Consider the following 16,572-nt stretch of genomic DNA (forward strand, 5'->3'; position numbering starts at 1 on the left):
CGAGTCGGCCTGCGCGGAAGATGTAACGGGGCTCAAACCATACACCGAAGCTACGGGTATCACTTAGGTGATGCGGTAGAGGAGCGTTCTGTAAGCCTGTGAAGGTGAGTTGAGAAGCTTGCTGGAGGTATCAGAAGTGCGAATGCTGACATGAGTAACGACAATGGGTGTGAAAAACACCCACGCCGAAAGACCAAGGTTTCCTGCGCAACGTTAATCGACGCAGGGTTAGTCGGTCCCTAAGGCGAGGCTGAAAAGCGTAGTCGATGGAAAACAGGTTAATATTCCTGTACTTCTGGTTATTGCGATGGAGGGACGGAGAAGGCTAGGCCAGCTTGGCGTTGGTTGTCCAAGTTTAAGGTGGTAGGCTGGAATCTTAGGTAAATCCGGGATTCTAAGGCCGAGAGCTGATGACGAGTGTTCTTTTAGAACACGAAGTGGTTGATGCCATGCTTCCAAGAAAAGCTTCTAAGCTTCAGGTAACCAGGAACCGTACCCCAAACCGACACAGGTGGTTGGGTAGAGAATACCAAGGCGCTTGAGAGAACTCGGGTGAAGGAACTAGGCAAAATGGCACCGTAACTTCGGGAGAAGGTGCGCCGGTGAGGGTGAAGCATTTACTGCGTAAGCCCATGCCGGTCGAAGATACCAGGCCGCTGCGACTGTTTATTAAAAACACAGCACTCTGCAAACACGAAAGTGGACGTATAGGGTGTGACGCCTGCCCGGTGCCGGAAGGTTAATTGATGGGGTTAGCTAACGCGAAGCTCTTGATCGAAGCCCCGGTAAACGGCGGCCGTAACTATAACGGTCCTAAGGTAGCGAAATTCCTTGTCGGGTAAGTTCCGACCTGCACGAATGGCGTAACGATGGCGGCGCTGTCTCCACCCGAGACTCAGTGAAATTGAAATCGCTGTGAAGATGCAGTGTATCCGCGGCTAGACGGAAAGACCCCGTGAACCTTTACTATAGCTTTGCACTGGACTTTGAATTTGCTTGTGTAGGATAGGTGGGAGGCTTTGAAGCGTGGACGCCAGTTCGCGTGGAGCCAACCTTGAAATACCACCCTGGCAACTTTGAGGTTCTAACTCAGGTCCGTTATCCGGATCGAGGACAGTGTATGGTGGGTAGTTTGACTGGGGCGGTCTCCTCCTAAAGAGTAACGGAGGAGTACGAAGGTGCGCTCAGACCGGTCGGAAATCGGTCGTAGAGTATAAAGGCAAAAGCGCGCTTGACTGCGAGACAGACACGTCGAGCAGGTACGAAAGTAGGTCTTAGTGATCCGGTGGTTCTGTATGGAAGGGCCATCGCTCAACGGATAAAAGGTACTCCGGGGATAACAGGCTGATACCGCCCAAGAGTTCATATCGACGGCGGTGTTTGGCACCTCGATGTCGGCTCATCACATCCTGGGGCTGAAGCCGGTCCCAAGGGTATGGCTGTTCGCCATTTAAAGTGGTACGCGAGCTGGGTTTAGAACGTCGTGAGACAGTTCGGTCCCTATCTGCCGTGGACGTTTGAGATTTGAGAGGGGCTGCTCCTAGTACGAGAGGACCGGAGTGGACGAACCTCTGGTGTTCCGGTTGTCACGCCAGTGGCATTGCCGGGTAGCTATGTTCGGAATAGATAACCGCTGAAAGCATCTAAGCGGGAAACTAGCCTCAAGATGAGATCTCACTGGGACCTTGAGTCCCCTGAAGGGCCGTCGAAGACTACGACGTTGATAGGTTGGGTGTGTAAGCGCTGTGAGGCGTTGAGCTAACCAATACTAATTGCCCGTGAGGCTTGACCATATAACACCCAAGCAATTTGCTGACCTGAAAAGGCACCAGATTGCGGTGTGTGAAGACGAAACGAACCGAAAGTTCGATTGTTCACAAACACCGAGATCTATCACATACCCATTCGCTGGAGCGTGCGCCGTAAGGCAAACGACCTGGCTACCGAATTTCTTGACGACCATAGAGCATTGGAACCACCTGATCCCATCCCGAACTCAGCAGTGAAACGATGCATCGCCGATGGTAGTGTGGGGTTTCCCCATGTGAGAGTAGGTCATCGTCAAGATTAAATTCCGAAACCCCTATCTGCGTATGCAGGTAGGGGTTTTGTTTTGTCCGCAGGAAAGTTCGTACAGCAACATCGGACGGCTCCCGGCTGTCACAGTCTCCCGACAATGCTAAGGTTCGGCCCTAGCTTTTGTATTTTTCCAAGGAAGCCTTTATGCCGGACGCGACGTCCCTCAGTGCTGGTTTTATGGTGGTTCACGGTAACCGCCTGGACGAGTTGCGCAGTCTGGTGGTCAGCTGGATGCGCCGCTACCCGTTGGCTCCCTTGGAAAATGAAATCGCCCTGGTACAGAGCAACGGCATCGCCCAGTGGCTGAAACTGGCTCTGGCTGAAGACCCTGAAGAAGACGACATGGGTGGCTGCGGCATTGCGGCAGCCATCGACGTTCAACTCCCAGGCAGCTTCATGTGGCAGCTCTATCGCATGGTTCTGGGTCGTGATGAAATTCCGGTCAAATCCCTGCTCGATAAAGCTCCACTCACCTGGCGTCTGATGCGTCTGCTTCCCCAGTTGATCAATCAACCGCACTTCGAACCGCTGCAACGCTTCCTTACCAATGACACTGACCTGCGCAAACGCTACCAACTGTCCGAGCGGCTGGCTGATCTGTTCGACCAATACCAGGTATACCGGGCCGACTGGCTTGAAGATTGGGCGGACGGTCGTCATCAATTGCGAAACGGCCGAGGCGAAGCCAAGCCCCTGACCCCAGCCAACTGCTGGCAGGCAGAGTTATGGCGGGCTCTGTTGCTGGATGTGGGTGAGCAAGGCATGGCGCAAAGCCGTGCCGGTGTTCATCAACGGTTCATCGAGCGCATCAACAGCCTCGACGTGGCCCCCAGCGGATTACCTTCCCGGGTCATCGTTTTCGGGATCTCCTCTCTCCCGGCGCAAGCGCTCGAAGCTCTCGCCGGACTGGCGCGATTCAGCCAGGTTCTGCTTTGCGTACACAACCCATGTCGTCATCATTGGGCAGACATCGTCGCCGATAAAGACCTTCTGCGGCATCAATACAAGCGCCAGGCTCGCAAGAGCGGAATGCCTGTCGTGCTTGATCCGCAAACCCTTCACCAACATGCACATCCGCTATTGGCGGCATGGGGCAAGCAGGGACGGGACTACATCAATCTGCTCGACAGCTACGACGATCCCAACAGCTACCGCTCGGCATTCCGTGATGGGCGCATCGACTTGTTCAGTGATAGCCAGCCACAGACCATGCTCAACCAGTTGCAGGACGACATCCTTGAACTGCGCCCCTTGAATGAAACCCGCGAACTCTGGCCGCCTGTCGATCTCAATCAGGACGAATCCATTCGTTTCCACATCGCCCATAGCGCCCAGCGCGAAGTGGAAATCCTCCACGATCAGTTGCTCGCACGCTTCAGTGCCGATCCAGACTTGAAGCCTCGCGACATAATCGTGATGGTTCCGGACATCGACAGCTACGCTCCGCATATCCGTGCAGTCTTCGGTCAAATTGATCGCTTCGATCCGCGCTTCATCCCCTTTACACTGGCGGATCAAGGCCAGCGCGGTCGTGATCCACTGCTGATTGCTGTCGAACATCTACTCAAACTGCCCGACAGCCGTTTCCCCGTCAGTGAGATCCTCGATTTGCTGGATGTTCCTGCACTGCGCGCTCGCTTCGGTGTCGAGGAACGTGACCTGCCCACCCTGCATCGCTGGATCGAAGGCGCTGGTATTCGCTGGGGGATGAATGCCGAGCAGCGCGCGGGTCTGGGTTTGCCTCAAGAACTGGAGCAAAACAGTTGGCGTTTTGGCCTGCGCCGGATGCTGCTTGGTTATGCCGTCGGCAGCGCCGCTGCTTGCGAAGGCATTGAGCCTTACGACGAGATTGGCGGTCTGGATGCTGCGCTCATCGGTCCTTTGGTTGCGCTGCTGGACGCGTTGGAGATTGCCCATCAGGAACTGACTCAACCTGCACCGCCTAAGCAATGGGGCGTCAGGATGCAAGCTTTGGTGCAGTTGTTCTTCCAGGCCAGCAATGAACATGACGACTACTTGCTGGGTCAACTCGAAGAACTGCGGGAAACCTGGCTCGAGACCTGCGAATCAGTGGGCTTGCATGATGAGCTGCCCTTGACCGTGGTCCGTGAAGCCTGGCTGGCAGGCCTCGACCAGGGCCGGCTGTCCCAGCGTTTTCTGGCCGGAGCCGTCAACTTCTGCACCTTGATGCCGATGCGGGCGATCCCCTTCAAACTCGTCTGTTTGCTCGGGATGAATGACGGAGATTACCCGCGTGCACAACCGCCGCTGGACTTTGATCTCATGGGCAGCGATTACCGCCCGGGTGATCGTTCCCGGCGCGAGGATGATCGCTATCTCTTGTTGGAAGCCCTGTTGTCGGCACGTGACCAACTCTATATCAGTTGGGTCGGCCGTAGTATTCGGGACAATAGCGAGCGCCCAGCCTCGGTACTGATTGGTCAACTGCGCGATCATCTTGCCGGTGGTTGGCGATTACAGGTCGACAGTGAAAAGCTGCTGGAATCGGTGACTCAGGAGCACCCGCTGCAACCCTTCAGCGCACGCTATTTTCATGAAGGTAATGACCTGTTCAGTTTCGCAAGCGAGTGGCAGGTGCTTCATCAAGCCAGTGAACAGGCAACGGACATCAAGCTCCTTGATGCCTATGTTCAGGAAGAGCCGCTGAGCCTCGGTCAATTGCAGGATTTCCTGCGCAATCCCGTGCGACATTTTTTCAGTCAGCGACTCAAGGTGTTCTTCGAAGCGGCTGATGCCCCCTTGGCCGACGAAGAGCCCTTTGTACTCGACGCTCTCCAACGCTATAGCCTCAGTGACAGTTTGCTCGAAGCGGCGCTCGGGCAACTGGATCACGTCGATCATGCGCTTGAGGCCCGTGCTAAACGTTTGCAAAACAGTGGGCTCTTGCCCATGGCCGGTTTCGGCGAATGCCTGCAGCGAGAGTTGATCGAACCGCTGCCGGATCTGTTGCAGCGTTATCAACAACTCCTTACGTTGTGGCCAACGCCGCTGACTAGTGCGTTGCCTGTGAATCTGGAACTGGAAGGCCTGCGCCTGGAAGGCTGGCTCAGTGGCCTGCACCAACGTGCGGATGGCGGCCTGTTGTCGATTACCACGATTCCCAACAGCATTGGTTCGATCAAGACCCGCAAGTGGCATCGGCTGACGCGACCTTGGGTCAATCACCTGGTCGCTTGCGCCAGCGGCATGTCGATGACCACCGCGCTGGTCGCCAGTGACGACAGTCTGCTACTGGCCCCTTTGGAGCAGGGCGCTGCACGTCATGCCTTGAGTAACCTGTTGCAAGCATGGCAAACCGGCATGCGCCAACCCCTGCCGATTGCCGTGAAAACCGCCTTCGCGTGGCTCTCTCAAACTGACCCGGCCAAAGCCGACACCGCTGCTCGCAAGGCCTATGAAGGCGACGGTCAAACCACCGACGGCGAACGCCGCGAAAGTCCGGCACTCGCACGACAGTTCCCTGATTACGACGCGCTGACCGCCGAGGAGACTTTCCCCGATTGGTGCAACGCTTTGTACAAACCGATGCTTGAAGCCCCCTGGCGTTCATTGACCAGCGAGGAGGCGCGCTCATGACCACGAAAACACCGCTGGCCCTGGCTTTTCCCCTGAGCGGCAGCCAACTGATCGAAGCCAGCGCCGGTACCGGCAAGACATTCACCATTTCTGCGCTGTACTTGCGTCTGGTCCTTGGTCACGGTGGCGAATCGAGTGGGTTTGGGCGTGAACTCTTGCCGCCGCAAATCCTCGTGGTCACGTTCACTGATGCCGCGACCAAAGAGCTGCGCGAGCGTATTCGTACCCGACTGGCCGAAGCGGCCCGATACTTTCGTGACGAGACCCAGGCACCCGATAGCCTCATCGCGGAGTTGCGTGACCAGTACCTCCCGGAACAGTGGTCCGGCTGTGCAAACCGTCTGGACATTGCCGCGCAGTGGATGGATGAAGCCGCCGTCTCGACCATTCACAGTTGGTGCCAGCGCATGTTGCGTGAGCACGCGTTTGACAGTGGCAGCCTGTTTACCCAGACCCTGGAAACCGATCACAGCGACTTGCTGGGTGAAGTCCTGCGTGATTACTGGCGGCTGTTCTGCTATCCGATGCAAGGTGATGCGCTGAACTGGGTGCGGGGTAATTGGGGAGGGCCAGCGGCGTTATTACCGCGAGTACGTAGTTTATTCGCCAGTGAGCGTGACAGCACTGAAGGCAAGGAGCCTGCCGAGCTGATCGCCGAGTGCTTGCAGGAACGGCGACTGGCCTTGCTCGAACTCAAGATGCCCTGGCGCCAATGGGCGGACGAACTGCTTGCCATCTGTCACCAAGGTGTTGCGAGCAAAAGTGTCGATGGTCGAAAGATGCAGGCACGTTATTTCGAACCCTGGTTCGAAAAGCTCAAAGCATGGGCTGAAGATGAATCCCTTGAGCAACTGGATATCGGCACGGGCTTCACTCGCCTGACGCCTGACGGCATGGCCGAAGCCTGGAAAGGCGCCGCCCCCAGTCATCCGGGGCTGGACGCCATGCCCGGGCTCAAGGCCAGCCTCGACGGCTTGCCAACCCCCGACGCGGCCGTTCTGCAACATGCTGCGCAATGGGTCGGGGCACGGTTCGAAGAAGAAAAACGCCGCCGCGCGGAAATGGGCTTCGACGACATGTTGCTGCGCCTCGATGCGGCGTTGCAATCCGAGGGTGGTGAACGCCTGGCGACCTTGATCCGCGAACAGTTTCCGGTGGCGCTGATCGATGAGTTCCAGGACACCGACCCGGTGCAGTACCGGATTTTCGAAAGCATCTATCGCATCGAAGACAACAACCCTGAAGGCGGCCTGTTTCTGATCGGCGATCCCAAGCAAGCGATCTACGCCTTTCGCGGCGCCGACATCTACACCTACTTGCGAGCCCGCCAGGCCACCGCCGGCCGTCTGCATACCCTGGGTACGAATTTCCGTTCCAGCCATGGCATGGTCAATGCGGTGAACCATGTGTTCGAGCGCGCGGAGTCTCGTGAGCTGGGGCGCGGCGCGTTTCTGTTTCGTGAAAAGAACGGTGAGAACCCGGTACCGTTCCTGCCCGTCGAGTCCCAAGGGCGCAAAGAAGTTCTGCACATCGATGGCCAGCTCGTGCCGGCTCTGAACATCTGGCACCTGTCCGCCGATCAGCCGCTGTCCGGCGTGGAATACCGACAAAAACTCGCCGCCGCGTGCGCCAGTGAAATCACCGCGTTACTTAATGGTGGCCAGGAAGGTCGGGCAGGTTTCATTGAGAAGGACATGGACTTCAGGGGCCTGCTACCCGCAGACATCGCGATTCTGGTTCGCGACGGCAAAGAGGCCCAGGCCGTGCGTGGCGAACTGTCTGCACGCGGGGTGCGCAGCGTTTATCTGTCGGACAAGGATTCGGTGTTCGCCGCTCAAGAAGCCCACGACCTGCTGACCTGGCTCAAAGCCTGTGCCGAGCCGGATGTCGAGCGACCGCTGCGAGCCGCATTGGCCAGCATCACGCTGAACCTTTCCCTGGCGGAACTGGAGCGGCTGAATCAGGACGAACTGGCCTGGGAAGCGCGGGTCATGCAGTTCCGCGGTTATCGCGAGCTGTGGCGCAAGCAAGGCGTGCTGCCCATGTTGCGGCGCTTGCTGCATGACTTCCAGTTGCCTCGATCGTTGATCGCCCGCAGCGACGGTGAACGGGTACTGACTAACTTGCTGCACCTGTCCGAGTTGTTGCAACAAGCCGCTGCGGAGCTTGATGGCGAGCAAGCGCTGATTCGTCATTTGTCCGAGCATCTGGCGTTGTCCGGTCAGGCCGGCGAAGAACAGATCCTGCGTCTGGAAAGCGACGAGCAACTGGTTAAAGTCGTGACCATTCACAAGTCCAAGGGCCTTGAGTATCCCTTGGTGTTTCTGCCGTTCATTTGCTCGGCAAAACCGGTGGATGGCAGCCGTTTGCCGCTGCATTACCACGATTCAAACGGCAAGGCGCAGGTGACTTTAAAACCGACTGCGGAGTTGATCGCCCTGGCCGATGATGAACGTCTGGCGGAGGATCTGCGTTTGCTCTATGTCGCCCTGACCCGGGCGCAACATGCCTGCTGGCTGGGTGTGACCGATCTCAAGCGCGGCAATAACAACAGCTCGGTGCTGCACCTTTCTGCATTGGGTTACTTGCTCGGCGGTGGTGCCCCTCTGGCCGAGTCCGCAGGTTTGAAACGCTGGCTCGAAGACCTCCAGCAGGACTGCCCGGCGCTTCTGTACGGTGATATGCCGCCAGCGACGGCCGAGCATTACCATCCGCCACGCAATGACGCGACGTTGCTTGCGCCGCTGATACCCAAGCGCAAGGCCAGTGAAAACTGGTGGATTGCTTCGTACAGCGCTTTGCGTATCGGCGACAGTCTGAGCGTGGGCAGTGACGAGGCCCCGGAGAATCCGCAGGCGCAAAAGCTCTTTGACGATGAACGTCTCGATCCGCAGGCGCCACGAGAAGTGGCCGTCGGTGGTGCCGATATCCATCGGTTCCCTCGCGGCCCCAACCCCGGCACCTTTCTCCATGGTTTGCTGGAGTGGGCCGGTGATGAAGGTTTTTCTGCTGCACCACAAGTCGTGGAAGATGCCATTGCCCGCCGCTGCAACCGCCGAGGCTGGGAAGGCTGGATCACCACGCTGAGTGATTGGTTGCAGCACTTGCTCAAGTCTTCGTTGCACCTCGGCGGGGGGCAGCCTCCGGTCGTGTTCGAGCAGCTCACTCAATACCGCGTCGAGATGGAATTCTGGTTCGCCAGCCATAAAGTCGACGTGCTCAAGCTGGATGAACTGGTGCGCCAATACACCCACAACGGCATCGCCCGGGTCGCCGCTGAACCGGTCTCGCTCAACGGCATGTTCAAGGGTTTCATCGACTTGACGTTCGAACACGACGGCCGATATTACGTTGCCGACTACAAATCCAACTGGCTGGGCCCAGATGACGCGGCGTACACCGAGCAGGCCATGGAGCAGTCGATTCTCGACAATCGTTACGACCTGCAATACGTGTTGTACCTGCTGGCCCTGCATCGCCAGCTCAAGGCGCGGCTTGCCGACTACGATTACGACCGGCATGTCGGTGGCGCTCTGTATTTGTTCTTGCGCGGCACACGGGCATCCACCCAGGGCGTCTATTTCTCCCGTCCGCCCAGAGAGCTGATCGAGCGTCTGGATCGGCTCTTCCAGGGCAAGCCAGAACCCAAGGCCGAACCCGCCTGGGAACAGGGAGTATTGTTATGAGCCGCACCTTCGCCGATTTGCTGCCCACGTCATTGGCAGCCGAAACCATGGCGGATCTGGCACCCCTGAGTCGTGCCGATGACTTGTTGCTTTTACTCTCGCGGTGGGTCGAACGCGGCTGGCTGCGGGCGCTGGACAAAGCCTTCGTGGCCTTCCTCCACGAGCTTGCCCCCGACGACGATCCGTTGGTGTTGCTTGCCGCCGCATTGACCAGCCACCAACTGGGTCACGGCCATGTCTGCCTGGACCTGTTCGAGACGCTCAAAGAGCCGGATTTTGCCCTGTCGCTGCCACCCGAAGGCGATCTGCAAAGTGGCGCGATGCTGTTGCCGTCGCAACTGCTTGAGGCGCTGGATGGCGCCCATTGGTGCAAGGTCCTGGCGTCCAGCCGTCTGGTGGCTCTGGCGGTCGATGGTCGTGAGGCTGCGCAATCACGGCCCTTGGTGTTGTCGGGCAAGCGCCTGTACCTGCGTCGCTACTGGGTTTACGAAAGACGCATCGACAACGCCCTTCGCCTGCGCCTGGCTGAACACGAAACAACGCCGAATGACTTGCCCCAGCGACTCACTGGTTTATTCGGTCCAGCCAGGCCCGGCGAAGTGATCGATTGGCAGAAACTCGCCTGTGCCCTGGCTACCCGCAGTGCGTTCAGTATCGTCACCGGCGGCCCGGGGACCGGTAAAACCACCACGGTCGTGCGGTTGCTGGCATTGCTCCAGGCGCCAGCGGTGGAGGCCGGCAAACCGTTGCGAATTCGCCTTGCCGCACCCACCGGTAAAGCGGCGGCACGGCTGACAGAATCCATCAGCCAGCAAGTCCGGACGCTGGAAGTCGATGAAAACGTAAGAAACAAGATCCCCTCTGACGTGACTACCGTGCACCGCCTGCTTGGCAGTCGCCCCGGTACCCGGCACTTCCGTCACCATGCCGGTAATCGCTTGCCGCTGGATGTGCTGGTGGTGGACGAAGCCTCAATGATTGACCTGGAGATGATGGCGAACTTGCTCGACGCGATGCCGGCCCATGCCCGGCTGGTGTTGCTCGGTGACAAGGACCAACTGGCATCGGTGGAGGCCGGCGCCGTGCTCGGTGATTTGTGCCGCGACGCCGAGGCCGGTTGGTACAGCCCGCAGACGCGCCAGTGGCTGGAGACGGTCAGTGGTGAAAGCCTGCTGGCCAGCGGTTTGCAGGAAGACACTGACGCGACTCACCCCCTGGCCCAGCAAGTGGTGATGCTGCGTCACTCGCGCCGCTTCGGTGAAGGCAGCGGCATTGGCCAGTTGGCGCGATGGGTCAATCAGCAGCAACCGGAGGAAGCCCGCACGTTGTTGGCTGCTCGAAGTCACGCCGACGTGTTTTCCCTGCCCCTCAAAGGTGAGCACGACCGGGCGCTGGAACACTTGCTGCTCGAAGGCCATGGCGACGGACCGCAAGGTTATCGCCACTACCTGAGTGTGCTTCGCAGCCAGCGGCCACCGCTCGACAGCCTGCTCGAAGACTCCCGCTGGACCGATTGGGCGCGTCAGGTATTGCAAGCTTTCGACGCCTTCCAGTTGTTGTGCGCGGTACGCAAAGGGCCATGGGGCGTGGAGGGATTGAATCAACGTGTAACCGGCGCGCTGCTCAAGGCTCGAGTGATCGACAGCGACCAGCAGTGGTACGAAGGTCGACCGGTATTGATGACGCGTAATGACTATGGCCTGGGGTTGATGAACGGTGATATCGGTATTGCCCTCAAACTGCCGGAACGTGATGGGCCTGAGGCTGGCAAGCACGTACTGCGTGTGGCGTTCCCGCGCAATGATGGCCAGGGTGGCGTGCGATTTGTTCTACCGAGTCGACTCAACGATGTCGAGACGGTTTATGCCATGACCGTACACAAATCCCAGGGCTCGGAGTTTGCCCATACGGCGTTGATTCTGCCGGATGCGCTGAACCCTGTACTGACCAAGGAGTTGATCTACACCGGGATCACCCGGGCCAAGAACTGGTTCACCTTGATCGAGCCACGGGCCGGAGTGTTTGAGGAGGCCGTGCGGCGCAAGGTCAAGCGCTTGAGCGGGTTGATGCTGGAGTTGGACGATGGGGTTGAGCCGAGCCATCGATAGGCTGGCGTGTACGCCGGAAACTGTCCGAAGTGCCGTAGTGCACCGCCTCGCTGGGGGGTAAACGCTATGCTATCGTTGCGACATTATTTCGTAACATCGAAGAGAATCCCCCGCATGAAGGTGGCTGTCTGGACGACAGGGCGCGTCGTTAGCCGCAAGCAAGTGCTGCTCGCGGGGCTCCTCTGCTTGCTGACCGGTGTCGTGTTCGCTCAATCGGAAACCCCGGTGAGCATGGCCGACCAACGTGCCAGATCGGTCACTCAGGTTGTCCTCGGGATTCTCAGTTATGCGCGCTGGCCTGTTGAGCCTGCGCAACTGCGCCTGTGCGTGGTCGGCCCCACCGAATACACCGACGACCTGGTCAAGGGCACAACCCAAGCCACCGGCCGGCCCGTCACTGTGCGCCGGCTGTTGGCCGACAATCCGTCGATCGTCGGTGAGTGCGATGCGGTGTACATCGGCAAATTGACCGACGACGAGCGCCGCCAACTCTTTGCTTCGCTGACAGGACGCCCGGTGTTGAGCATCAGCGAGAGCGATGATCAATGCACCGTCGGCAGCCTGTTCTGCCTCAGGGTCACTGATGATCAGGTATCTTTTGAGGTCAACCTCGATTCCGTCGCCCGTAGCGGCGTGCGCATTCACCCCAGTGTGCTGCAACTGTCCCGCCGCAAGCCGGCGGCGCCATGAGTCTATTCAAACCGGGTAGTCGTCCAACGTTGCGCTCGGTCATTGGCCGGGGACATTTGATCGTCGCCCTGGTCGCCGTGGCCATGGCCAGCGTCTCGCTGACACTGCTGGGTGTATTGGCGTTGCGGGTGTATGCCGACCACAACCTGCACCTGATCGCACGCTCGATCAATTACACCGTGGAAGCCGCGGTGGTGTTCAACGACAAAGCCGCTGCCACTGAGGCCCTGGCATTGATCGCCTCCACGGAAGAAGTCGCTGACGCCAGGGTGCTGGATGAAAAAGGCCGGTTATTGGCCCGTTGGCAGCGACCGGAAAGCGGCTTGCTCTCTGATCTGGAATTGCAGATCGCCAAAGCCTTTCTGGAAAAACCCATCGACATGCCGATCGTTCATCAAGGTCGGGAAATCGGCAGCATTCAGCTCACCGGTCACGGTGGCAGCTTGATGCGTTTTCTGCTCAGCGGCCTGATGGGCATTATTCTGTGTACGGCCATCAGCGCCTGGGTCGCACTCTATCTGGCACGCCGACAACTTCGCGGGATCACGGGGCCTCTGCGAAGCCTGGCCGCCGTCGCCCACGCCGCCCGAAGCGATCGAGCCTTCGACCGGCGCGTGCCACCCGCCGATATCGCTGAACTCGACAACCTGGGCAACGACTTCAATGCCTTGCTCGATGAACTCGAGTCCTGGCAGACCCACCTGCAAAGCGAAAACGAAACCCTGGCGCACCAAGCCAGCCACGACAGCCTCACCGGATTGCCAAACCGGGCGTTTTTCGAAGGCCGTCTGATGCGTGCACTGCGCAATGCCCACAAGCTCAATGAGCGCGTAGCCGTGCTGTTTCTCGACAGCGATCGATTCAAGGAAATCAATGACAGCTTCGGTCATGCCGCCGGCGACGCCGTGCTGGTTGCCGTCGCCAGCAGGGTTCGGGCGCAGTTGCGTGAAGAGGATCTGGTGGCGCGGCTGGGCGGTGACGAATTTGCGGTGTTGCTGACGCCGCTGCATAAAACCGAAGACGCCGAGCGGATCGCTGACAAGATCCTTGCCAGCATGGAAGAGCCCATCCCGTTACCGGGTCATACCCAGGTCCTGACTTCACTCAGTATCGGTATCGCCGTGTACCCGGATCATGGTGCCACCCCGGGCGCATTGCTCAATGCCGCCGATGCGGCGATGTACCAGGCCAAGCGCCTTTCCCGAGGTGCGCAGCACACGTCCGGGGCGGAGCACCCGGTCGCCCACGTACACACCAGGAGCTAAATTGCCGTGTTCTCAATTACCCAGCGTTCCCCGCGATTTTTCGCAATCACCTTGTTCATGGCCGTCCTGGCATTGACCGGGTGCCAGACCGCACCGCAAAAGGGGCTGACCCCGGCGCAAATCACTGTACTCAAACAGCAAGGCTTCGAGCTGACCGATGAGGGCTGGGCGTTCGGTCTATCCGGCAAAGTGCTGTTTGGCAGTGACGATGACAGCCTGAACGCCGCCAGCACCGGGATCGTCCAACAGATCGGCAAGGCCTTGCTGGGTGTCGGCATCGAGCGAGTGCGGGTCGACGGTCACACGGATGCCTCGGGCAAAGAGTCCTACAACGAACAACTTTCCCTGCGTCGCGCGAAAAGCGTCGGCAAAGTGTTGACCACGGTGGGTATGAAAGAAGAAAACATCCAACTGCGCGGTCTTGGCAGCAGTCAGCCGGTGACGTCGAACGACACCGCCTCTGGCCGCACCGAAAACCGCCGGGTATCGATCGTGGTGAGCGCCGATTAGTCGGCGAACAACATCTCCCGGCTTTCGCCCATCAACAGACTCTGATTCTGCTCGGTGACAGAACGGATGTAATCCCACAACAGGGTGATCCGCTTGAGCTTGCGCAGGTCCTCGCGGCAGTACATCCAGAACTGCCGCGTGATGTTGATCTCTTCCGGCAACACCGGAAGCAAGCGCGAGTCCTGCGCCGCGAGGAAGCACGGCAGAATCGCCAATGACCGTCCTTGCTGCGCCGCCACGAATTGTGCGATCACGCTGGTGCTGCGCAAGTTGGCGCTGGCGCCGGGCAACACATTCGCCAGGTACAACAGCTCCGAGCTAAACGCCAGATCGTCGACATAACTGATGAATGAATGCTTGCCCAAATCTGCCGGGCGGCGGATCGGCGGGTGCTTGTCCAGATAATCCTGCGTCGCATAAAGCTGCAGTTTGTAGTCGCAGAGTTTGCAGCAGACGTAAGGGCCATGTTCTGGGCGCTCCAGGGCGATGACTATGTCCGCCTCGCGCTTGGACAGGCTGATGAAGTGCGGCAGCGGCAGTATGTCCACCGAGATCGCCGGGTAGGCGTCGACAAAATGGCTCAGCTGCGGGGTGATGAAAAAACTGCCGAAGCCTTCGGTGCAACCCATGCGCACATGCCCGGACAGCGCCACGCCGGAGCCTGAAACCTGTTCGCAGGCCATGTGCAGCGTGCTCTCAATCGATTCCGCGTAACCGAGCAATCGCTGACCTTCGGTGGTCAGGACAAAACCGCTGGTCCGGGACTTCTCGAACAGCAGCGTACCCAATGCGGCTTCCAATGAACTGATGCGACGCGACACGGTGGTGTAGTCCACCGCCAGGCGCTTGGCCGCAGTACTGGCCTTGCGGGTGCGGGCGACTTCGAGGAAAAACTTGAGGTCATCCCAGTTCAATGAGCCTAACGACGTGATGTTTTTTTGCATGATGGACCGGCTTTTATGTGCGTTCTTATTAGAAGTTTGCACATCTATACTCCAAAAACAGTCCGACAACCAATTCGCGACACACGCCTCATCTCAAGGCTGCTTTCTCGCCTTGGCTCTCAAGATAGTTCTCTAGATAACAACAACGTCCCGGAGACCCAACATGAACGCATCGCTCACGCCAAACGAAACCACTGTGCAAACGGTCAAGCTGTTGATCGACGGCGAGTGGGTCGAGTCCCAGACCACCGAGTGGCACGACATCGTCAACCCGGCCACCCAGCAAGTGCTGGCCAAGGTTCCGTTCGCCACCGCGCAGGAAGTGGACGCCGCGATCAGTGCTGCCCATCGCGCCTTCCAGACCTGGAAGCTGACGCCGATCGGCGCGCGGATGCGCATCATGCTCAAGCTCCAGGCGTTGATTCGCGAGCACTCCAAGCGCATCGCCGTGGTGCTCAGCAACGAGCAGGGCAAAACCATCGCCGACGCTGAGGGCGACATCTTCCGCGGTCTGGAAGTGGTCGAACACGCTTGCTCCATCGGCACCCTGCAAATGGGTGAGTTCGCCGAAAACGTCGCCGGCGGCGTCGATACCTACACCCTGCGTCAGCCCATCGGCGTCTGCGCCGGCATCACCCCGTTCAACTTCCCGGCGATGATTCCGCTGTGGATGTTCCCGATGGCCATCGCCTGCGGCAACACCTTTGTGCTCAAGCCGTCCGAACAGGACCCGATGTCGACCATGCTGCTGGTGGAACTGGCGATCGAGGCCGGCGTTCCAGCGGGCGTGCTCAACGTGGTGCATGGCGGCAAGGACGTGGTGGACGCGCTCTGCACCCACAAAGACATCAAGGCTGTTTCCTTCGTCGGTTCGACTGCGGTCGGTACTCACGTCTACGACCTGGCCGGTAAACACGGCAAGCGTGTGCAATCGATGATGGGCGCGAAAAACCACGCCGTGGTTCTGCCGGATGCCAATCGCGTACAAGCACTGAATGCGCTGGTTGGCGCCGGTTTCGGCGCAGCGGGCCAACGTTGCATGGCCACGTCCGTGGTGGTGCTGGTGGGCGCGGCCAAACAATGGTTGCCGGACCTGAAAGCGCTGGCGCAAAAACTCACCGTGAATGCCGGCAGCGAGCCGGGCACTGACGTTGGCCCGGTGATCTCGAAAAAAGCCAAACAGCGGATTCTCGACCTGATCGAGAGCGGCATCAAGGAAGGCGCCAAGCTGGAGCTGGATGGTCGCGACGTCACCGTTCCAGGCTTCGAGAAGGGCAACTTTGTCGGCCCGACCCTGTTCTCCGGCGTGACCCCCGAGATGCAAATCTACACCCAGGAAATCTTCGGCCCGGTGCTGGTGGTCCTGGAGGTCGATACCCTCGATGAGGCCATCGCACTGGTCAACGCCAACCCGTTCGGCAACGGCACCGGCCTGTTCACCCAAAGCGGTGCGGCCGCGCGCAAATTCCAGACCGAAATCGACGTTGGCCAGGTCGGCATCAACATCCCGATTCCGGTGCCGGTCCCGTTCTTCAGCTTCACCGGTTCGCGCGGCTCCAAACTGGGCGACCTCGGTCCGTATGGCAAGCAAGTGGTGCAGTTCTACACTCAGACCAAGACGGTCACCAGTCGCTGGTTCGATGACGACAGCGTCAACGACGGTGTGAACACCACCATCAACTTGCGTTAAGGA

The 16,572-nt window shown here is 59.0% G+C and carries 8 protein-coding genes and 2 rRNA genes (1 of these 10 only partly in view); 9 read left to right on the top strand and 1 reads right to left on the bottom strand.

Translation table 11 applies throughout. From position 1 onward, the window contains the following. From FHL16_RS02385 to FHL16_RS02420, 8 genes are all read left to right on the top strand, one after another. Window positions 1-1,793 (top strand): 23S ribosomal RNA (locus tag FHL16_RS02385) (it extends 1,099 nt beyond the left edge of the window). Window positions 1,794-1,951: 158 nt separating this feature from the next. Next, a 5S ribosomal RNA gene (rrf, locus tag FHL16_RS02390) occupies window positions 1,952-2,067 on the top strand. A gap of 156 nt (window positions 2,068-2,223) precedes the next feature. After that, complete coding sequence (gene recC / locus FHL16_RS02395; RefSeq protein ID WP_077747326.1) at window positions 2,224-5,676, top strand: exodeoxyribonuclease V subunit gamma; 3,453 nt, start codon at window positions 2,224-2,226, stop codon at window positions 5,674-5,676. Further along, complete coding sequence (gene recB, locus FHL16_RS02400; RefSeq protein ID WP_077747327.1) at window positions 5,673-9,362, top strand: exodeoxyribonuclease V subunit beta; 3,690 nt, start codon at window positions 5,673-5,675, stop codon at window positions 9,360-9,362. Before recC ends, recB begins: the two co-directional genes overlap by 4 nt. Next, window positions 9,359-11,470 (top strand): exodeoxyribonuclease V subunit alpha, encoded by a 2,112-nt coding sequence (recD, locus tag FHL16_RS02405; protein WP_077747328.1) that lies wholly within the window; start codon window positions 9,359-9,361, stop codon window positions 11,468-11,470. The genes recB and recD overlap by 4 nt, the downstream gene beginning before the upstream one ends. A 114-nt stretch (window positions 11,471-11,584) precedes the next feature. After that, complete coding sequence (locus tag FHL16_RS02410) at window positions 11,585-12,160, top strand: YfiR family protein (protein ID WP_010463742.1); 576 nt, start codon at window positions 11,585-11,587, stop codon at window positions 12,158-12,160. After that, the gene (locus FHL16_RS02415) at window positions 12,157-13,425 is read left to right on the top strand and encodes a diguanylate cyclase domain-containing protein (RefSeq protein ID WP_077747329.1); all 1,269 of its coding nucleotides are present in this window, start codon (window positions 12,157-12,159) and stop codon (window positions 13,423-13,425) included. Before FHL16_RS02410 ends, FHL16_RS02415 begins: the two co-directional genes overlap by 4 nt. A 6-nt stretch (window positions 13,426-13,431) precedes the next feature. After that, complete coding sequence (locus tag FHL16_RS02420; RefSeq protein ID WP_010463740.1) at window positions 13,432-13,935, top strand: OmpA family protein; 504 nt, start codon at window positions 13,432-13,434, stop codon at window positions 13,933-13,935. Here FHL16_RS02420 and FHL16_RS02425 read toward each other — a convergent pair. Beyond that, on the bottom strand, window positions 13,932-14,879 hold the full coding sequence (locus FHL16_RS02425; RefSeq protein ID WP_010463739.1) for a LysR family transcriptional regulator: 948 nt from the start codon (window positions 14,877-14,879) through the stop codon (window positions 13,932-13,934). The two genes, FHL16_RS02420 and FHL16_RS02425, sit on opposite strands and share 4 nt — an antisense overlap. Window positions 14,880-15,042: 163 nt before the next feature. On the opposite strand from FHL16_RS02425, the gene FHL16_RS02430 reads away from it, so the two are divergent. Continuing rightward, window positions 15,043-16,569 carry a CoA-acylating methylmalonate-semialdehyde dehydrogenase gene (locus tag FHL16_RS02430; RefSeq protein WP_010463738.1) on the top strand — a complete coding sequence of 509 codons (1,527 nt, stop codon included), beginning with the start codon at window positions 15,043-15,045 and terminating at the stop codon, window positions 16,567-16,569. The last annotated feature ends 3 nt before the right edge of the window (window positions 16,570-16,572 follow it).

It is taken from the genome of Pseudomonas sp. FSL W5-0299, assembly GCF_005930655.1.
In the GTDB taxonomy this organism is placed as follows: Bacteria; Pseudomonadota; Gammaproteobacteria; order Pseudomonadales; family Pseudomonadaceae; genus Aquipseudomonas; species Aquipseudomonas mandelii.